The 19,905-nt window shown below is 59.6% G+C and carries 20 protein-coding genes and 1 pseudogene; 18 read left to right on the forward strand and 3 right to left on the reverse strand.

Translation table 11 applies throughout. The features are described 5' to 3' along the window. Positions 1–173: 173 nt before the first annotated feature. Together dprA and tldD are read right to left on the reverse strand one after the other, a co-directional pair. Positions 174–1,319, reverse strand: coding sequence for a DNA-processing protein DprA (dprA, locus tag ACMVPR_RS11060; RefSeq protein ID WP_416882930.1), 1,146 nt, complete (start codon positions 1,317–1,319; stop codon positions 174–176). A 127-nt stretch (positions 1,320–1,446) separates the two neighbouring features. Then, a pseudogene (tldD, locus tag ACMVPR_RS11065) lies at positions 1,447–2,869 on the reverse strand (metalloprotease TldD). Positions 2,870–3,055: 186 nt separating this feature from the next. On the opposite strand from tldD, the gene coxB reads away from it, so the two are divergent. From coxB to ACMVPR_RS11120, 11 genes are all read left to right on the forward strand, one after another. Next, complete coding sequence (gene coxB / locus ACMVPR_RS11070) at positions 3,056–3,934, forward strand: cytochrome c oxidase subunit II (RefSeq protein ID WP_300587293.1); 879 nt, start codon at positions 3,056–3,058, stop codon at positions 3,932–3,934. Between the two features lie 75 nt (positions 3,935–4,009). Further along, positions 4,010–4,951, forward strand: a complete 942-nt coding sequence (gene cyoE, locus ACMVPR_RS11075; RefSeq protein ID WP_416882931.1) for a heme o synthase — start codon at positions 4,010–4,012, stop codon at positions 4,949–4,951. Beyond that, the gene (locus ACMVPR_RS11080) at positions 4,948–5,112 is read left to right on the forward strand and encodes a hypothetical protein (RefSeq protein WP_300587289.1); all 165 of its coding nucleotides are present in this window, start codon (positions 4,948–4,950) and stop codon (positions 5,110–5,112) included. Before cyoE ends, ACMVPR_RS11080 begins: the two co-directional genes overlap by 4 nt. Next, on the forward strand, positions 5,109–5,696 hold the full coding sequence (locus ACMVPR_RS11085) for a cytochrome c oxidase assembly protein (protein WP_292269749.1): 588 nt from the start codon (positions 5,109–5,111) through the stop codon (positions 5,694–5,696). The genes ACMVPR_RS11080 and ACMVPR_RS11085 overlap by 4 nt, the downstream gene beginning before the upstream one ends. Before the next feature lie 22 nt (positions 5,697–5,718). Next, on the forward strand, positions 5,719–6,519 hold the full coding sequence (locus ACMVPR_RS11090) for a cytochrome c oxidase subunit 3 (RefSeq protein WP_292269752.1): 801 nt from the start codon (positions 5,719–5,721) through the stop codon (positions 6,517–6,519). A 102-nt stretch (positions 6,520–6,621) separates the two neighbouring features. Next, the gene (locus tag ACMVPR_RS11095) at positions 6,622–7,299 is read left to right on the forward strand and encodes an SURF1 family protein (RefSeq protein WP_416882932.1); all 678 of its coding nucleotides are present in this window, start codon (positions 6,622–6,624) and stop codon (positions 7,297–7,299) included. Between the two features lie 6 nt (positions 7,300–7,305). Then, complete coding sequence (gene thrC, locus ACMVPR_RS11100) at positions 7,306–8,694, forward strand: threonine synthase (protein WP_416882933.1); 1,389 nt, start codon at positions 7,306–7,308, stop codon at positions 8,692–8,694. Continuing rightward, positions 8,691–9,953, forward strand: coding sequence for a M16 family metallopeptidase (locus ACMVPR_RS11105; protein ID WP_416882934.1), 1,263 nt, complete (start codon positions 8,691–8,693; stop codon positions 9,951–9,953). Before thrC ends, ACMVPR_RS11105 begins: the two co-directional genes overlap by 4 nt. Continuing rightward, positions 9,953–10,537 carry a GNAT family N-acetyltransferase gene (locus ACMVPR_RS11110; protein WP_300587280.1) on the forward strand — a complete coding sequence of 195 codons (585 nt, stop codon included), beginning with the start codon at positions 9,953–9,955 and terminating at the stop codon, positions 10,535–10,537. The genes ACMVPR_RS11105 and ACMVPR_RS11110 overlap by 1 nt, the downstream gene beginning before the upstream one ends. Before the next feature lie 163 nt (positions 10,538–10,700). Beyond that, positions 10,701–11,537 (forward strand): MBL fold metallo-hydrolase, encoded by an 837-nt coding sequence (locus tag ACMVPR_RS11115; RefSeq protein WP_416882935.1) that lies wholly within the window; start codon positions 10,701–10,703, stop codon positions 11,535–11,537. Positions 11,538–11,556: 19 nt separating this feature from the next. Continuing rightward, the gene (locus ACMVPR_RS11120) at positions 11,557–12,978 is read left to right on the forward strand and encodes an FAD-binding oxidoreductase (RefSeq protein WP_416882936.1); all 1,422 of its coding nucleotides are present in this window, start codon (positions 11,557–11,559) and stop codon (positions 12,976–12,978) included. On the opposite strand, the gene ACMVPR_RS11125 is transcribed toward ACMVPR_RS11120, so the two are convergent. Then, a complete protein-coding gene (locus ACMVPR_RS11125) occupies positions 12,970–13,782 on the reverse strand; it encodes a lytic transglycosylase domain-containing protein (RefSeq protein ID WP_416882937.1) in 813 nt (270 codons plus the stop codon). The genes ACMVPR_RS11120 and ACMVPR_RS11125 overlap by 9 nt on opposite strands. 356 nt (positions 13,783–14,138) lie before the next feature. On the opposite strand from ACMVPR_RS11125, the gene ACMVPR_RS11130 reads away from it, so the two are divergent. From ACMVPR_RS11130 to ACMVPR_RS11160, 7 genes are all read left to right on the forward strand, one after another. Next, positions 14,139–14,336 carry a Flp family type IVb pilin gene (locus ACMVPR_RS11130; RefSeq protein ID WP_300587274.1) on the forward strand — a complete coding sequence of 66 codons (198 nt, stop codon included), beginning with the start codon at positions 14,139–14,141 and terminating at the stop codon, positions 14,334–14,336. A 294-nt stretch (positions 14,337–14,630) separates the two neighbouring features. After that, a complete protein-coding gene (locus ACMVPR_RS11135) occupies positions 14,631–14,828 on the forward strand; it encodes a Flp family type IVb pilin (RefSeq protein ID WP_416882938.1) in 198 nt (65 codons plus the stop codon). A 79-nt stretch (positions 14,829–14,907) separates the two neighbouring features. After that, a complete protein-coding gene (locus ACMVPR_RS11140) occupies positions 14,908–15,096 on the forward strand; it encodes a hypothetical protein (protein ID WP_416882939.1) in 189 nt (62 codons plus the stop codon). Between the two features lie 225 nt (positions 15,097–15,321). Beyond that, positions 15,322–16,179, forward strand: coding sequence for a Flp pilus assembly protein CpaB (gene cpaB, locus ACMVPR_RS11145; protein ID WP_416882940.1), 858 nt, complete (start codon positions 15,322–15,324; stop codon positions 16,177–16,179). Positions 16,180–16,372: 193 nt separating this feature from the next. Then, the gene (locus ACMVPR_RS11150) at positions 16,373–17,794 is read left to right on the forward strand and encodes a type II and III secretion system protein family protein (protein ID WP_416882941.1); all 1,422 of its coding nucleotides are present in this window, start codon (positions 16,373–16,375) and stop codon (positions 17,792–17,794) included. Between the two features lie 4 nt (positions 17,795–17,798). After that, on the forward strand, positions 17,799–18,473 hold the full coding sequence (locus ACMVPR_RS11155) for an OmpA family protein (protein ID WP_300587262.1): 675 nt from the start codon (positions 17,799–17,801) through the stop codon (positions 18,471–18,473). A gap of 193 nt (positions 18,474–18,666) precedes the next feature. Beyond that, complete coding sequence (locus ACMVPR_RS11160) at positions 18,667–19,905, forward strand: AAA family ATPase (protein WP_300587260.1); 1,239 nt, start codon at positions 18,667–18,669, stop codon at positions 19,903–19,905.

Raw genomic sequence — 19,905 nt, forward strand, 5'->3', positions numbered from 1 at the left:
GGTGTACCGCATATGGCGGCGCTAGAGGTGGGGCGCAAGCGGGAATTGTCAATCCGGGCTTGGCGCTGTCCCGGTATCGGGGGATGTCCTTGGGGTCGTAAGCCACTGGTTGTGCGATCGGCATTTCCCGAGTGGGACGGCCCCAAAAATTCGGGAATTTTTGGGGCTGCGGGTCAACTGATGCGGGAAATCAGGCCACCGGGTTGGCGGTTGATGCGGCCATCCAGTTCAAGATCCGTGAGCGCGGGAGACACGATCTTCGAGGTCGCACCGAGATCGCGGATCAGCTGGTCTTCGCCGATGGGCGACGGGCCCAACCGGTCAAGGATGCTTTGGTGCAGCCTAGCGACCTCGGCCAATGAACGCGGCGCTATAGTTTCCTCCAGCGGCAATTCACGAGGCGCATCCTGTGGCGCTTTTGTCATCGGGGTGAGCACTTCGATCACGTCATCGACATTGCGCACGAGACGGGCCCCATCGCGCAGCAGCATGTTGCACCCGCTGGCGCGGGCATCGAACGGATGACCAGGCACCGCCATCACCTCACGACCTTGATCGAGAGCGGTGCGAGCGGTGATCAATGAACCGGAGCGCGCGGCCGCCTCGACCACGATGACCGCTTGGGCCATGCCCGAAATGATACGATTGCGTGCCGGGAAATGGCGCGCCTGCGGTTGCAGACCCATGGGCTGTTCGCTGATCCGCGCCCCACCCTGCGCCACGATATCTTCGGCCAGTTTGGTGTTTTCGGAGGGGTAAAGCACATCCACACCGCCCCCCAGAACCGCAATCGTTCCGGTTTTGAGTGCGGCGAGATGCGCCGCTGTGTCGATCCCACGCGCCATGCCGGAGGTGACAATAAATCCCGCCTCTCCGAGACCCGAGGCCAAGGCACGCGCCATGCGACCACCGAGGGAAGACGCGTTGCGCGCCCCGACCAGCGCGATCTGGGGCTTTGTCAGAACGTCGCTGGCACTGATGGACCAGAGCATCGGTGGGGCATCGTCCAGATCAGACAGAGCTGTGGGATAGGCCGGATCACCCCGACAGATCAGCGTCGCATTCATCGCGCGTGCCGCCTTGAGTTCCGCCTGGATCACGCCCTCAGGGCAGATCTGATAGTTCTCGACCCCGGCGGCGCGGGCGATGTCGGGCAATCGCGCCAATGCCGCAGCGGCGCTGCCGTGATCGTGCATCAGCCTGTAAAACGTGCTGATCCCCACCCGACGCGAGCGCAAGAGACGGAGCCAGTCAAACCTTTGGTCTTCCGTGGTGGGTGGGAGTAGGGGGTGAGTGGAAGAGTTCTGTTCCAAGGCCATCCTGCCTCCGTCCGCTTGCAGGAACAGGAATAGTCTTTCACTGGTTAACCAGTGGTGAACGCAAAAGGGTGACAGAGAAGAATTCCTCCGCCACCCCCTCAAGGCTTTGATTTAGATTGGTTCTTTTTCAGGTCTGCGCGCCGCCGACGGTCAAGCCACCGATCATCACTGTGGGCTGACCCACGCCGACGGGCACCCATTGACCCTGTTTGCCGCAATTGCCCATGCCGGGATCGAGCGCCATGTCATTGCCCAAAGCCCGAAATCTGTTGCAGCGCCGTTGCGCCATCACCAATCAGGGTTGCCCCTTTGACAGGTGCTCCGACCTTGCCATCCTTCACGCGATAGGCCTCGGTGCAGGAGAAGACGAACTTGCCATTGGTGATATCCACCTGACCGCCGCCAAAGCCGATCGCCCAGATCCCATCCTTGAGATCGGCAACGATATCCCCGGGCGCGACATCGCCTCCCAGCATATAGGTATTGGTCATGCGTGGCATCGGGATATGCGCATAGCTTTCGCGGCGACCATTGCCTGTGGGCGCGACTCCCATAAGGCGGGCGTTCTGGCGGTCCTGCATGAAGCCCACCAGCACCCCATCGTCGATCAGCACGTTCTTGCCAGATGGCGTGCCTTCATCATCCACGGTGATCGACCCACGGCTGTCGGGAATGGTCCCGTCGTCCAGAACCGTCACGCCTTTTGCCGCAACCTGCTGCCCCATCAGCCCGGCAAAGGCGGAACTGCCCTTGCGGTTGAAATCGCCTTCAAGCCCGTGGCCCACGGCCTCGTGCAAAAGAATACCGGGCCAGCCCGGTCCAAGCACGATATCCATCACGCCTGCAGGTGCGGGCACCGCGTCAAGATTGACCAGCGCGATGCGCAGCGCTTCGCGGGCCTTGTCCTGCCAGTCCGCCGGATCGAGCAAACCGTCCAGCAATACGCGCCCGCCGCCCCCTGCCGTCCCCGATTCGCGGCGCCCGTTCTCTTCGACGATCACACTGACATTCACGCGAGTCATGGGGCGGGTGTCGGACACCAGCGTGCCTTCGGGCCGCAGGATTGCCACTTCCTGCAGGGATGCGGCGATTGTTGCACTGACTTGCACCACGCGCGGGTCCAACCCGCGGGCATAGGCATCAATCTCACGCAGGGTGTCCACTTTGACCGGAAAGCTGTGCCCGGCAATCGGGTCCGCATCGGTGTAAAGCTTGGTATTCGTGCCCGCAGGTTTGTCGGCCAGCGTGCCACCCCCCTCGCCCACGGCCAGCCGTGCGGTTTCAACTGCCCGCTTGATCGCCGATTCGGATATGTCGGTGGAATGGGCATATCCTGCCACTTCGCCCCGGACGGCGCGCAAGCCGAATCCCTCGGACGCATCGTAGCTGGCGGTTTTCACACGACCATCGTCAAAGACCAGCACTTCGGACCGGCGCCGTTCGAGGAAAAGTTCCCCATCGTCCGCACCCGCCACAGCCTCTTTTAACAGCGCCAGAGCCCTGTCCTGATCAAGATGCGTGTCGAATGGTTGGAAAGACGTGTCGGCCATGAAACCCCCAGGGTGAATTTGATCCAGATCAAAGAAAGCGCGTTTTTGCCGCAAGCAAGCTTCTTTAACTGATGACCAGAATATGGTTTTAACCGCTCCCAAGACAACGGGAGGATTGTGTCGGTATCAGCCGGACTTCGCCTGCCTTTGCATTTTGACAGAACACGCAACCGATCAGGGTAAGACATGCAACTCAAATCTTTGCTCTTGGGTCTGGCCACCACCTTCGCCGCCGCACCGGCGTTTGCCCAGCAAACGCTCGAAACAATCGGCGCTCCGGTGGACCGCGGCACAGGCTTTCAACCCGCGGCAACCGAACTGGCGCGCGATCTCCAGTGGCTGGACGGGATGATCCTCATCATCATCACCGCCATCGTCCTTTTCGTCACGGCGCTGATGGCGTACTGCGTTGTGCGCTACAACCGCCGTGCCAACCCTACGCCCTCCAGCTTTACCCACAACACCCCGATCGAGATCGCATGGACCGTTGGTCCGATCCTGATCCTTGTGTTCATTGGCGCGTTTTCGCTCCCGGTGCTCTTCAAACAGCAGGAAATCCCCGAAGGCGACCTGACCATCAAGGTCACTGGCTACCAGTGGTACTGGGGTTATGAATATATCGGCGAAGACCTGGCCTATGACGGCTACATGATCGGCTCCCCCTTCACTGGTGGCGACAACCGCATGACACCCGAGGTTGAGGCGCAGTTGGTCGAAGCGGGCTACCGCAAGGAAGACTTCCTGCTGGCAACAGACACCGCCGTGGTCGTGCCGGTTGGCAAGACGGTCGTGATGCAGGTGACCGGCGCCGACGTGATCCACTCGTGGACCATCCCGGCCTTCGGCGTGAAGCAGGACGCGGTTCCTGGCCGTCTGGCAGAACTGTGGTTCTCAGCCGAGAAGGAAGGCGTCTACTTCGGCCAGTGTTCCGAACTCTGCGGCCTTGCCCATGCCTATATGCCGATCACTGTCAAAGTGGTCAGCCAAGCGACCTATGACGCATGGCTCGAAGCGTCCAAGAACGAAGGCGGCTATGTCGATGTCCGCACGGTTCTGACCAACTAAGACCATCCGGCGCACGCGGCCCTCGCGTGCGCCACACCGACCGGCCCCTACTGACCCAACGCAGTTGAGACACACGTGACCGATACAAGCATCAACACCCAGTCGCATGTCGCCCAGAACGAGGCGCAGTTCAGCGATTATTTCGCGCTCCTGAAGCCGCGCGTGATGACGCTTGTCGTGTTCACCGCCTTCGTCGGCTTGCTGGCCGCGCCGAACCCGGTGCATCCGTTCATCGCGTTTTGCGCGATCCTGTTCATCGCCATTGGCGGCGGTGCATCCGGTGCTCTGAACATGTGGTGGGATGCCGATATCGACGCTGTGATGAAGCGCACTCAGCGCCGCCCGATCCCTGCGGGCAAGGTCACCGGTGACGAAGCCCTTGCCATCGGCATGGCGCTTTCGGCCTTTTCGGTTGTGTTCCTTGGCCTTGCGACCAACTGGGTTGCAGCAGGTCTTCTGGCCTTCACCATCTTCTTTTACGTCGTGATCTACACGATGTGGCTCAAGCGCTGGACCCCGCAGAACATCGTCATTGGCGGCGCTGCAGGAGCGTTCCCTCCGATGATCGGCTGGGCTGCGGCCACCGGCGGCGTGAGCGTTAAATCCGTGCTGATGTTCTGCCTGACCTTCATGTGGACGCCGCCGCACTTCTGGGCGCTGGCGCTGTTCATGCGCAAGGATTACGACAATGCCGACGTGCCGATGCTGACCGTGACCCATGGTCGCCGCGCGACGCGTGTCCATATTCTGGCGTATACTGTTCTGCTGGCGATCCTTGCGGTTGCGGCTGGTTTCACCTCGATTGGTGGCCCTGTCTACATCGTCACATCCGTTCTGCTGAATGCGATGTTCCTGCGCGGTGCTGTCCAGATCTGGCGCCGGGACGAGGACATGTCCGAGGAAGACAACTTCCTTGTCGAGCGCAAGTTCTTCAAACTCTCCCTGCTGTATCTCTTCGCCCATTTCGGCGCGATCCTGATCGAAGCGGGTCTCGACAAGATTGGGGTTTGGGGATGAGCCTGTCCAAGCAACATGAACTTCACGAGCGCCGTTTCGGCCGCAACGTGGGTGTCGGTCTGGTCCTTGTCGGGCTGATCGCCATCGTGTTCGGTCTGACGGTCGTCAAAGTCACCCGCGGGGACTATGAGACCCCGGCAACAACATCGGTGAGCCAATGAAACCGCTTGATCCGAAGAAAAAGACCGCCCTTCAAGGCCTTGCCGTCGTCGTCTTCATGGGCGGACTGGCATGGGCCTCGGTACCCTTCTACGACTGGTTCTGCCGGGTGACCGGCTTTGGCGGCACGCCCAACGTCGCCGACGCAGGAAGCGTGGAGATCGTGGACCGCACCATCAAGGTCCGATTTGATGCGTCGCTGGAGCGCGGCATGCCTTGGGAATTCAAACCGATGCAGCTCGAGGTGGAACTGCGTCTGGGAGAAGAGGGTCTTGCCTTCTACGAGGCCTACAATCCCACCGACCGCCCGATTGCGGGCACTGCAAGCTACAATGTCGCGCCTTACGGCGCTGGCCTCTATTTCTCGAAGATCGCGTGTTTCTGCTTTGAAGAGCAGATCCTGATGCCCGGAGAGCGGGTCGAAATGCCCGTCAGCTTCTTCGTCGATCCCGACATCATGAACGACGCCGACGCGAAATTCGCGAAACACATCACCCTGTCCTATACGTTCCACGAGATCGATCTGCCCGAAGAAACGCAGGCGATGCTTGACGCGGAGCGGACCGACAGCGGTTCTCTGAACTAACGCCTAGCCACGAGGGACCAAAATGGCGCACGCAAAAGATCATGACTATCACATCCTCAACCCCTCCGTCTGGCCGTTCATCGGCGCGGTGTCCGGGTTTGCGATGCTCTTCGGGGCGGTGCTGTGGATGCACGACAGTGGCCCCTGGCTGTTTCTGATCGGGCTGGTCGGTGTCCTTTACACCATGTTCGCATGGTGGTCGGATGTCATCGCCGAAAGCCAGGTGGGTGACCACACTCCGGTTGTGCGGATCGGCCTGAAATACGGCTTCATCCTGTTCATCATGTCCGAAGTGATGTTCTTCGCGGCTTGGTTCTGGAGCTTCTTCAAGCACGCGCTTTACCCGATGGGACCGGACAGCCCGGCCATCGACGGCGTTTGGCCGCCGGTCGGGATCGAAACGTTTGATCCGTGGCATCTGCCGCTGATCAACACGCTGATCCTGCTCTGCTCGGGGGCGGCTGCCACATGGGCCCACCACGCGTTGGTGCACGAAGACAACCGCGAAGACATGAAGTGGGGCCTGATCATCGCCATCGCGCTCGGCTTCATCTTCACGCTGTTGCAGGCTTATGAGTACAGCCACGCGGGCTTCGGCTTTGCCGGCAACATCTACGGTGCCAACTTCTTCATGGCGACCGGCTTCCATGGCGCGCACGTGATCATCGGAACGATCTTCCTGTTCGTCTGCCTGATGCGTCTGACCCGCGGTCACTTTACCCCGCAAAAGCATGTCGGATTCGAAGCGGCAGCATGGTACTGGCACTTCGTGGACGTGGTCTGGCTCTTCCTGTTTGCCGCGATCTACGTCTGGGGTCAGTAACCTCACCAGACAGGGACGTTCCGGCTTGAACGGGACCTACCAACAAGGATAAAGCAAGGCGCGCCCGAACGGCGCGCCTTTGCCACTCTCAGGAGCCCTCTTTTGTCCCGCATCACCCTGCCTTTGTTGACCGGTCTGATCGGCACGGCGCTCCTTGTGTGGCTGGGCACATGGCAATTGCAGCGGTTGGAGTGGAAGCAAGGCATCCTTTCGCAGATCGAAAGCCGCATCGGTGGCGATCCCGCCCCCCTGCCCGCCATCGGCGATCCGAAGGCAGACCGTTATCAACCGGTGCAATTGACCGGCACGATTGAACCGCAAGAGCTATTTGTTCTGGTCTCGCAGAAACGCGTCGGTGCCGGGTACCTGGTGATATCCCCGTTCGTGACAGAGGATGGCCGTCGTATTCTCGTGGACCGTGGCTTCATTCCCGTAGAAAACCGCAGTATCGCGCGTGATGGTGGCGCAAAAGATATCACGGGTAATCTGCACTGGCCCGACGACCGGACATCTTCGACCCCGGAGAATGACATCACGGGGAACACATGGTTCGCCCGTGACATTGACGCGATGTCCGACGTGCTGAACACAGAGCCGCTTCTGGTGATTGCCCGCAACATGTCGCCCGCCGATCCCGGTGTGACGCCCCTGCCAGTGGACACGAGCGGCATTCCGAACGATCACCTGCAATACGCGATCACCTGGTTCTCGCTCGCCGTCGTGTGGCTGGTCGGAACCATCGCGCTGGTATGGCGCTTGCGACAGACGAAGGAAGGCTGAAGCCTGATGCAATATATATCAACGCGCGGCAAAGCTCCGGCGCTTGGATTTGAAGACACGATGCTGTCCGGGCTTGCCCGCGACGGTGGTCTCTATGTGCCAGAAACCATCCCGACACTTTCCGCAGATGACATCCGCGCGATGCACGGGCTGTCCTATGAAGAGATCGCGTTCCGCGTGATGCGGCCCTTTGTGGGCGATGCGTTTACAGACGAGGTCTTCGCTGACCTGATCGCCAAGGCCTATGCCGGGTTTGGCCACGATGCCCGCGCGCCGCTGGTGCAGTTGGGCAATGGGCATTTCCTTCTCGAACTGTTCCATGGGCCCACGCTGGCGTTCAAGGACTTCGCGATGCAGCTCATCGGGCAGATGTTCCAGGAGGCACTGTCCCGCAGCGGCAAGCGCGTGACCATCGTCGGCGCAACGTCGGGCGACACCGGCTCTGCCGCGATCGAGGCGTTCCGGGGGCTGGATGCGGTGGATGTGTTCATCCTCTACCCGCACGGACGTGTGTCCGAGGTGCAGCGCCGCCAGATGACCACACCGGTGGAATCGAATGTCCACGCGCTTGCGCTGGATGGCACGTTTGACGATTGTCAGGCGCGGCTCAAGGACATGTTCAACCATTTCGAATTCCGCGATGCGGTGAAGCTGGCTGGCGTGAATTCGATCAACTGGGGCCGTGTGCTGGCACAGGTGGTGTATTACTTCTCGTCCGCTGTCAGCTTGGGCGCACCGGACCGCAAGGTCAGCTTTACTGTGCCCACGGGCAACTATGGCGACATCTTCGCAGGCTATATTGCCAAGCGCATGGGCCTGCCGATTGACCGTCTTATTGTCGCGACGAACCAAAACGACATCCTCCATCGCTGCCTGACCACAGGTGGCTATGTGACCGACAGCGTGACCCCGTCGATCAGCCCGTCGATGGACATTCAGGTGTCATCGAACTTCGAACGTGCGCTGTTTGATGCCTACAACCGTGATGGCAATGCCGTGGCACAACTGATGGACGAACTGAAGGCCGGCGGTTTCCATGTCAGCCAAGGCGCAATGCAGGTGCTGCGCGAACATTACGACAGCGGTCGCGTGTCCGAGGATGAGACGCTGGCGATGATTGCCCACGCCCATGCCCATATGGGCGAACTGCTCTGCCCGCATTCGGCTATCGGTGTGCAGGTGGCCGAAGCCCAGCGCGATCCGAATGTGCCGATGATCACGCTTGCCACAGCGCATCCAGCGAAATTCCCTGACGCGGTGGAAAAAGCCAGCGGCATCCGACCGCCCCTGCCCGAGCGTATGGCCGACCTCTTCGACCGCGAGGAACGCGTGACACGCGTGCCCAACGACCTCGACCAGCTTGAAACCCTCATCAAAGATCGGATCGCCTCTTGACCGTCCAGACCGCCACACTTCCCAACGGCTTCCGCATCGTGACCGAGTATATGCCCGGTCTGGAAAGTGCGGCCATCGGCATCTGGGTCACCGCAGGTGGGCGCCACGAACGGCCCGAACAGAACGGCATCGCGCATTTCCTCGAACATATGGCATTCAAGGGCACCGAGACGCGGTCCGCATTGCAGATCGCCGAGGCCATCGAAGACGTGGGCGGGTATATCAACGCCTACACCTCGCGCGAGGTGACCGCCTATTATGCGCGCGTGCTGCGCAATGATGTGGGCCTTGCTTTGGACGTGGTAGCGGACATCCTGCGCAATCCGGTCTTCGATCCAAAAGAGATCGAGGTCGAACGCCATGTGATCCTGCAGGAAATCGGACAAGCCGCCGATACACCGGACGACATCATTTTCGATTGGTTGCAGGAAAAGGCCTATCCCGATCAACCCATCGGGCGCACGATCCTTGGCGAGACCGACCGCGTGTCGGGGTTTTCGAAAGACGATCTGGCGACCTTCGTGTCCGAACATTACGGCCCAGACCAGATGATCCTGTCGGCGGCAGGTGCAGTGGACCACGAGGCCATCGTCGCGCAGGCCGAAGCCTTGTTCGGGGACATGATCGCCCGTCCGGCGCTGATCGCCGATGCCGCACGGTTCCACGGCGGGGAAAGCCGCAAGGTCAAGGATCTGGAGCAGGCCCATCTGGCTCTGGCTTTTGAATCGCCGGGCTACCGCGACCCGAACTTTTATGCCGCACAGGTCTATTCCGTGGCCTTGGGTGGCGGCATGTCGAGCCGCCTGTTCCAGGAAATCCGCGAAAAGCGCGGGCTGTGCTATACGATCTTTGCCCAGACCGGGGCCTATTCCGATACGGGCATGACCACGATCTATGCTGGCACCAGCGGTGAAGAGATCAAGGACCTGACCAACCTCACAATCGACGAAATGAAGCGCGCCGCTGACGAGATGTCGCCTGCAGAGGTTGCCCGCGCCCGCGCGCAGATGAAAGCCGGGTTGCTGATGGGGCTGGAAAGCCCGTCGTCGCGCACCGAACGGCTGGCGCGGATGATCCAGATCTGGGGGGAAGTGCCGTCGCTCGAAGACACGGTGTCCCGCATCGACAGCGTGACAACAGGCGACGTGCGGGCCTTCGGCGAACAGCTCGTCCGAAAAGCCCCGGTGGCGATGGCGCTTTATGGACCGGTCGGCGACGCCCCGGACCTGACCACCCTGTCCCAACGCCGCGTGGCCTGATGCTCGGCCTGCGGCGCAAGCTTCGGCTCGACACCGAGCGGATGGTCCTGCGTCCGCCCGTGCACAGCGATTTCAGCCCCTGGACCGCCCTGCGCCGCGATAGCGAAGGCTTCCTTGCCAAATGGGAACCCAGCTGGGCCGAGGACCATCTGAGCCGCCGTGCCTTCACCAATCGCGTCTATTGGGCCAATCGTGCCATCAGCAACGGGTCGGCGGTTCCGCTCTTCCTGCTGCGGCGTCAGGATGACATGCTGCTCGGGGCAATCACGCTCGACAATATCCGGCGTGGTCCGGCGCAGGCCGGGACGCTGGGGTACTGGATCGGGGAGCCCTTCGCGCGGCAGGGATATATGCGCGAGGCGATAGACGCCTTGGTGCATTACGCCTTCGACCGTCTGGACCTCAGTCGCATCGAGGCGGCGTGTCTGCCGGAGAACAAGGCTTCGCGCGGGCTGCTCGAGAAGTCGGGCTTCAAATATGAAGGGGTGGCACAAAGCTACCTGCAGATCGACGGTCGCTGGCGAACCCATGTTCTTTATGCGTCGCTGCGGCTGGATCGGCGGGGACGCACCGATGTCGGCTAGGGCCAAGACCTTTCGAAAGGTCTTGGAGCCGCGGTTTGCAGACCGCGGGAAAAGCGCGTTCGAACGCGCTTGATCCAAGCCGCTTCGAAGCGGCTTGCCCCTCACAGCAGTTTTTCTAGACCGCCGCAACGTCTGCGCTATCTTCGCTGCAGGAGGTGCCGGTATGTGTTTCAAACCACTCTGGATGGCGATCGCCATCACCATCATGGGTAGCGCCGCCTTTGCGCAAGACGCCCGTCGTCCCAGCCATTGTCTTGCCATCGCCGATGCGACACCCGGTGCGGCCTATATCCAGAAAGCCTCGTGGACTGCGCCGATTCCGCAATACTCGGTCCGAATCAACTATGTCGCGCACGCCACCTTCCTGTTGCAGACCCAAGGCGGGCTCGACGTTGCGACCGACTTCACCGGATTTCTGGGCAACACCACCCTGATCCCGGATGTGGTCACCATAAATCACGCCCATGACACCCATTGGACTGCGAACCCCGACCCGGCGATCCCGCATGTCCTGCCCGGATGGGGGCCGTTTGGTGAAGGCATCGACCATTACCTCGATCTGGGCGAAATGCTGGTGCGCAACGTGTCAACAGACATCCGTTCCCAATTCGGCGGGCGCGAAGACAATGGCAATTCCATCTTCATCTTCGAGGTCGAAGGCCTTTGTATCGGCCATTTGGGCCACCTGCATCACGAACCCAACGAAGAGCAATATGCGGCCATCGGACGGCTGGATGTGGTGATGGTGCCCGTGGATGGCGGCTATACGCTGCCGCGCGAGATGATGGTGCGGATCGTGGATCGCTTGCGGTCCAGCATCGTGATCCCGATGCACTGGTTTTCGGGCTTTGCGCTCGAGGCGTTCCTTGAAGAGGTGCAGGACAGCTTCGTGATCGACCGCCGCGACAGTTCTTACCTCGAAGTATCATTGCGTGATCTGCCGTCCCGTCCTACGGTCATAGTCCTGCGTCCCGAATGGCTTCGCGACGCCCAGAATTAACTCATTCGGAGACCCGTTGATGCCACGCAACTCTGCCGATAGCGGCTTCATTGATGCCCTGTCGCACCAATTCCCTGCGGATATGTTTTCCCGCGCCGAGCAGTCCTATCTTGAGGAACCCCGCGGCCGTTATCAGGGCGCGCGCGGCTTTGTCGCCCGCCCCCGCTCGACCGAGGAAGTGTCGGCGCTGGTGAAAGCCTGCGGTGAGGCAGGCGTCGGGATTGTTCCCTATGGCGGGGGCACCGGTCTGGTGGCCGGGCAGATCGCGCCTGAGGGTGAACCGGACATGCCCCTGATCCTCTCGCTGGAGCGGATGAACACGATCCGCGCGGTCTACCCGCAGGAAAACGTGCTGATTGCGGATGCCGGCGTGATTCTGGCCAACATCCAGAAGGCGGCGGAAGAGGTGGACCGCTTGTTCCCCCTGTCGCTGGCCTCGGAAGGATCGGCGCGGATTGGCGGGTTGCTGGGCACCAATGCGGGCGGCGTCAATGTCCTGCGATATGGCAACACACGTGATCTGTGTCTTGGGCTAGAGGTGGTGATGCCCGACGGTTCTGTCTGGAACGGCCTGAAGCGCCTGCGCAAAGACAACACCGGGTACGATCTTCGCAACCTGATGATCGGGTCCGAGGGCACGCTTGGCGTGATCACTGGCGCCTCGCTCAAGCTTTTCCCGCGTCCGGCGAGCATCGGGACCGCCGTCTTTGTCATCCGCGATGCCGAGGCGGCGCTGGATCTGCTTTCGCTGGCGAAGTCGCAATTAGGCGAGAGCATCAGCGCGTTCGAACTGATGCATGGAAACGGATTGGACTTCCTCCAGCAAACCATGCCAGACGTACGTAAACCGTTCGGAGATTGTCACCCGGAGTGGATGATCCTGATGGATATCGGCCTGCCCAAAGGGCTGGACCCACAAGAGGCGCTGGAAAACCTGTTCATGGCCGCCGAGGCGGAAGGCATCGTGTCTGACGCGGTGATTGCGCAATCCGAGACCCAGCGGAACGACTTCTGGGCCGTTCGCGAACTGATCCCCATCGCGAATCGGCAAATCGGTGCCGTATCAAGCCATGATGTCTCCGTGCCTCTGAGCGAGATCCCACAGTTCATCGCGCGCGTCTGGCAAAGCATTGCCCAGGTGGGCGAGTTCCGGATCAACTGTTTTGGCCATGTCGGCGACGGCAATCTGCATTGCAACGTGTTCCCGCCAGCGGGCAAATCCCGCGACCTGTTCCTTGAGGAGACCAAGCAGATCAAGCGGATGGTGCATGACATCGCCAATGAACTGGGCGGCACGTTCAGCGCCGAACATGGCGTCGGTCGCGCAAAGAAGGCGGATCTGGCGCGTTATGGTGATCCGGCCAAGCTGGCCGCAATGCGGGCAATCAAGGATGCGCTTGACCCCAAGGGGATCATGAACCCCGGTGCCGTTCTATCTTGACGCCACGCGGAAGACGCATCCATCCGTGACAAGCTGGGGCGGCGTGAGGCATAGGCCTTTCGCCGTCTGGAAGGCCTGAAGCACCTTAGGCACGTAAGCGCGGGTTTCAGCGTAGTCGGGCACACCGCTCGCACGAACAACAGCGTTCTCCCCGGCATTGTACCCTGCCAGTGCGAGAATCACGTCGTTGTCGAACTTTTCCATGAGGAAATCGAGGAACGCGACGCCGCCCTTGATGTTCTGCGTGGGCGAAAGCCTGTCAGCGACACCAAACCGCTCGGCGGTTGCGGGCATCAGTTGCATCAACCCTTGTGCCCCAACCGAGCTTTCCGCATCGACGCGTCCTGCTGATTCCACCGAGATGACGGCCAAAACCAACGCGGGCGACACACGGGTGCCCACGGTATGAAGCAGAATATCCTTGCCATGTCGTTCCGCGATCCCTTGCAGGTCCTGCAAACGAGGGCCGGCGATCCCCTGCCCCGAAGGTGGATTCATGAGCCGCACCAATGCCGGTTCAAGCCGGCCGGGTCCTTGTGCGTCGATTGATGGAGAGATCTCGTTCCAGAACCACGCGAGCGTTTCGCCGCCAGGTGCACGTGGCTTGGGCGCAGAAGCCGCTGGTGCCGCCGTTGGCAGGCTCGGCGCTTGTGGTGCGATCTGGACAGTAATGCGTTTCTTCGCCCCCGAAGATGGCGGCTTGACCCGCTTTGCCGAGAATTCAGGAAACGGCGGCGGTTCTGCCATGGCGCCACCCGCGCCAAGACAGATGGCGACAAGCGCCAGCACAAAATAGCGTTTCATATGCAGGCTCCTGCTCGATGCCCGTTATTGTTGAAACAAAGTATTACACAATCCGGCTGTCGAGGCCATTTCGTTTCTCAAGTGAAACCAATCCCTTGGGATCAGCCCACACCACAATGACCAATTCAAACAACATTAATTTTTTTTCATTTTTTATTTCGTTATTTATCAATAGCTTAACGTGATTTCATTAACTTTCGCACCAAGCTGCAAAATCGGACCAATGCGGTCAAACTGCTGCCCCAATCCGGCGGGTATAAGTGCTCATCCAAGACGGGATGGAGCGAATGAGAGAGCGCTCAACACAAAGTCCTGAGCTTGGCCAACGTGAGCAAACTAGGACTATGGAGATCAAAATGATCAAATTCATCAAAAACTTCCGTAAAGACGAAGACGGTGCCGTGACAGTTGACTGGGTCGTTCTGACCGCTGCTGTTGTTGGCCTCGCAATTGCTGCTTATGGCGCAATCCAGGAAAACACCGATCAGGTTCTGACCGCAACTGGTGGCGCGGTTCTCGGCGCACAAGACTGGCTGCCGGCAGCTGCTGACTAATCTGTTGATATCTATCAACGGGAAAAGGCGCGCGCTCTGCGCGCCTTTTTCTTTCTGACTTCAGAACTGACAGCCTGACGACATTCACGATTCTTCTTTATGAGTGTTTTCAATTCATTGACGGTTTTCACTTACGTTTGAAGCATGCAGAAAACCCAACCATGCTGTCAAAATGCTAACCCAATCTCGCGATTGTCGTTCTTCATCGAACAAGGGACGACAGGGATTTGAGAGCGTTCAGCATTCAGTCCTGAACTTGGCCAACACAAGCAAACTAGGACTATGGAGATCAAAATGATCAAATTCATCAAAAACTTCAGCAAAGACGAAGACGGCGCCGTAACAGTTGACTGGGTCGTTCTGACCGCTGCTGTTGTTGGCCTCGCAATTGCGGCTTACACCGCGATCCAGGAAAACACCGATCAGGTTCTGACCGCAACTGGTGGCGCGGTTCTCGGCGCACAAGACTGGCTGCCGGCAGCTGCTGACTAATCTAGTGATATCCGCAAACGGGAAAAGGCGCGCAATTTGCGCGCCTTTTTTCCTGCCCAAATAGTTAGGAGTCTGCGCTATGCGCGCGGTCATCACGGCATTCGCTAGAACCGAAAGCGGCGCGGTCGCTCTGGACTGGCTTCTCTTGACAGCCACAGCAATTGGACTTGCCATCGGTGGCCTGACCATGATGCAAAGCAACGCTGCGGACGTTTCGGACGCATCCGGCGATGCACAGTCGCACCCTTCGGAGTTCGGCTCTCCCTGACCGGCCGATGCGGCCGATCTTGGTCGCGTCACGCCTTCGAAGATAACTTTTCGTACCAAAACTGAACTGCCCGATCACTCCCGCGTGAGGCCGTCCTCCGGTAGCGCAACTTCTCAATTTCGCCACAATCTGCCCCAGAGGCAGACATAATGGTCCGTTAATCCGAACACTGAACCATCTTCCAGCACGGCGCCCGTGCCCATCGGAAGCATGTAAGGAGGCTATATGCGCATCGTCTTTGGACTTGTCCTTATCGCGGGTCTGGCACTGGCCGGTTTCGCCGTATACATGGCGCAGAATTATATCGGCGCCTATCAAACCGCGCTTGAACAGGAACGCAGCAAAGCAACGGCCAGCATTCCGGTTCAGGAAATCTATGTTGCGACACGCGCACTGGATTACGGTGAGATCATCGCCCCGGAAGACATTGCCTTGATGCCGTGGCCCAAGCAAAGCCTGCCAGATAATTTCTTCGACGCAGCGACCCCGGTGAACGCAGATGGCGCCGATCTGCGCGTTGCGTTGCGCCCGATCGAAAAGAACGAAGCGATCATGGCCAGCAAGGTCAGCGAACCAGGTGCAGATGCAGGCCTGACATCGCGGCTTGAACGCGGTCAGCGCGCGTTTGCGATCAAGGTCGATGTGGCGACCGGTGTGTCCGGCTTTCTGCGTCCAACCGACCGGGTCGATGTGTACTGGACCGGCCGCGTCAGAAGTAACGATCCCAACATGCCCAATGGTGAAGTCACCAAGCTGATCGAAACAGGGGTCAAGCTGATTGCCATCGACCAGACCTCCGAGACCGACACAACCCAAACCACGATTGCCCGCACCGTGACTGTTGCCGCCAGCCCGCAACAGGTAGCATCTTTGGCCCAAGCTCAATCGACTGGACGTCTATCTCTGTCGCTGATGGGCCGTAACGATGACACCGTTGCCGAGGTGATCGAAGTAGACCAACGGTCTCTTCTGGGCCTCGGAGAACGTGTGGAAGAGGAAAAACAGCATTCGATTCAAATTTGTACGATCCGAACCCGCCGCGGTGGCGAAGTGGTGGATATGCCCATCCCTTGTACAAATTGACGTTTCCCGCACCGCATCTGGTGAAACTACTAAATTCGCAGTCAACAAGGCGCAGCATTATGTTGCGCCTTATCCACATGAAGCACCCCTCTGAAATCATTGATTCTTGCAATAAAAGCCGACTTAGCGCAGCTTGGTCGCAATATCGGGCATCAAGACCCACTTTTGAGGCGTGATCGGAAAGGCAGGTCACATGTATACGAGCAGTTCCTTCAAGGCCGTCCTGTTGGGCGCGGCCCTTGCTATTTCTCCGATGGCGCAAACAGCTTTCGCTGAAACTCTGCGTGTCATCCGGACCAATACTGAATCGACACTGAACGTTCCCATGAACCGTGCGGTGGTTGTCGAAAGCGAAGTTCCCTTTGCAGAACTAAGCATCGCCAACCCGTCGATTGCAGATATCTCGTCCCTATCGGACCGAACCATCTACGTGCTGGGCAAGACGCCCGGCACAACGACATTGACCATTCTGGACGGCAACGGTCAGTTGATCACCAATGTCGATGTCCGGGTCGCCCCGGACCTGAGCGAATTCAAAGAGCGGCTTCGCCAAATTCTGCCGGACGAAAAGATCGAAGTCCGGACAGCAAACGATGGCATCGTCCTGTCAGGCACCGTGTCGAGCACGATCCGCATGCAGCGGGCGCTTGATCTGGCTACACGCTACGCACCGGAACGGGTCTCGAACCTGATGACCGTCGGCGGTGTCCAGCAGGTCATGCTCAAGGTGCGGTTCGCTGAAATGCAGCGCTCCGTGTCGAAATCGCTGCAAGCCTCGCTTGCGACAGGCGGATCGGTGCTGGACGGCGATCTTGGCCTTGAACTGGGTACCGGCAACGCCGCCCCTCTGGCAAATGTCGACTCCGTTGCCGACAAGCTTGGGCCGGGTGCGGGTTCACAAGGCGCGATCCTGTTCGGGTTTAACGCTGGCGGGCTTGAAGTGGGCATTCTGCTTGAAGCGCTCGAAGCCAAAGGCGTTGTGCGGACACTGGCAGAGCCGAACCTCACCTCTCTGTCCGGTCAGGAAGCAACCTTCCTTGCCGGTGGCGAATACCCGGTGCCGGTTTCTCAGGAAAGCGGAACGATCGCCGTTGAATTCAAACCCTTCGGTGTCGAACTCAACTTCATCCCGCGGGTTCTTGATGACAACGTCATCAACCTCGAACTTGAGGCGGCAGTTTCGTCCATCGACCCAAGCAGCGGTGTCGACATCGGCGCGATCCGGATCGACGGCTTCAGCCGCCGGGAAACAACGACAACCGTGGAACTGCGCGACGGTGAAAGCTTCGCCATCGCAGGTCTGTTGCAGGACGACTTCCGCGACCTGAACAGCCAGGTTCCGTGGCTCGGGGACATCCCCGTTCTGGGTGCCCTTTTCCGCAGCGCCGAATATCAGCGCGAACAGTCGGAACTTGTGATCATCATCACGCCGCATCTGGTCACGCCGACGCGGGGCGAAGCTCTTGCCCTGCCGACCGACCGGGTGCGCCCGCCGAGTGAAAAAGACCTGTTCCTTTTCGGACGCGTCGCCAACGACACACGCAATCTGCGCGGTGCCGCTGGTGAAGTTGCCAAGCAGGATTTTTCGGGTTCCTATGGTTATGTGATGGATTGAGGCGATGGCAGTTCAAAAGAACCTCCGCATTCCGATGGCTCTGACCGGGCTCGCGCTTCTGGCCGCCTGTGCCAGCAGCGATCCGGTCTACAGCGCCTTCAACCGTGAAGCCGGCGCGCTCTTGGATACGGGCAATTTCGGCACCGCCACCATGAACAACATTCAGATCATGAATGGCGAAAAGCGGTATACCTACGATCTGTCACAGCGTTTTGCGAGCGAGGTGATGACCACGGTCAACTTCGCCTTCAACAGCGCGGTTCTGGACAGCGGCGCACAGGACACACTTCGTGAACAGGCACAGTGGATCCGCCAGTTCCCGGAAGTGCGCTTCCGCGTCTATGGCCACACCGATGCTGTGGGAAGCGAAGCGTATAACAAGCGTCTGGGCCTGAACCGTGCCCATGCGGTTGTCAATTTCCTGGCCTCGCAGGGCATCAGCAAGGATCGCCTCGAAGCTGTTGTCTCCTTCGGGGAAACACAGCCGCTGATCGTGACCGAAGGGCGCGAGCGCCGCAACCGCCGCACCGTGACCGAGGTTTCGGGCTTCGTCGGCTCGCATCCCACTGTTCTTGAAGGCAGATATGCCGAGATCATCTATCGCGAGTATATCAACAGTGCAGCACCTCGGACCGGCCTGACCGGTATCCAGGGCACCGACTTCCAGTCCTCTCAATAAAGGCAAGGCCCCGAAAGGGGCCATGCCATCGGCCTGAAATACCGTACAATTTCGGTAATTCGGCCCCAATGTTGCCAAGTTTCCAAACGACTTTCGGACCGTAGCAGTCCTTCCCGAGCGACTCGGGATTGGCGTTCTTGATACGTGCAAAATGCCGGTCACGGACGCCGCGAAGTTAGAGGAAACGAGGCAAATGACGAGTATCCTTCCAAGCACCCCGCAGCCGGCGCCCCTTGTTGCGTGCACGATCAGCCGGGATGTTCAGGAATTCGATCTCCTGATTGAAGACATGGAAGCCGTTCTGGGTGAAGCCTGGGGCGATCTTGGCTTCGATGAAGCCCTGCATTTCTTCACGCAGGAAGAGGGCGAGCATCTCGAGTTCGTTGCTCTCGCCATCGACGAAGAAGACGAAGCCAATGTCGAACACCTGTCGACGATCATTGCCGCGGCCAAAGCCCGCAAGATCAAGGTCGTTCTGATTGCACATGATGTAACGCCCTCCGCGCTGCATCATCTTTTGCGTCAGGGCGCTGACGAATTCGTCCCCTACCCTCTTCCCGAGGGTGAGCTGGAAGCGGCGATCGAGCGCATGCGAGCGCCCGAAGTACCGCAGGCCGGGCGGCGCGGTGAAGCTGGCGTAAAGCTGTCGGATGACGGTGACGGGGTCATCATCGCGGTTCAGGGCATGGCCGGCGGATGCGGTGCCAGCACCTTTGCCACAAACCTTGCCTGGGAACTGGCGACAGTGACCAAGGAAAAAGCGCCGCGTGTCTGCATCATGGACCTTGGCCTGCAATTCGGCGCGGTCTCCACCTATCTTGACGTTCAGCGCCGCGAGGCGGTGCTTGAACTTCTGTCCGACATCGAAGCGATGGATGAAGACAGCTTCGGACAAGCCCTCGTGACATTCGAGGAAAAGCTTCACGTGTTCACGTCGCCAGCCGACCTTCCGCCGCTTGACATCATCGGTCAAAGCCAGGTGCAGGCGCTTTTGGATACCGCCGCGCGGCATTTCGACTTTGTCGTGATCGACATGCCTCCGAGCCTTGTCCAATGGTCGGAAACCGTGCTGTGCGCGGCGCAGGTCTATTTCGGTGTGATCGAACTCGACATGCGGTCGGCACAGAACACCTACCGCCTCAAGCGTGCGCTACAGGCCGAAGATCTGCCCTTTGACAAGATTCGTTTCGTGCTCAACCGGGCTCCGAAATTCACGGATCTTCAGGGCAAGAGCCGCCTTAAGCGGATGCAGGAAAGCCTTGATATTTCTGTTGATCTCCATCTGCCGGACGGTGGCCGCGCCGTCGCGGAATCCGGGGATCACGGTCAACCCCTTGCCCTGCAGCAGCCGAAAAACGCGTTGCGCAAGGAAATCGCCAAGCTGGCGCGGTCTCTCTACGAAGTCGGCCGCACCGATGCTGAAGCTGCCTGA

This window comes from Marivita sp. (assembly GCF_048006345.1).
Taxonomy (GTDB): domain Bacteria; phylum Pseudomonadota; class Alphaproteobacteria; order Rhodobacterales; family Rhodobacteraceae; genus Marivita.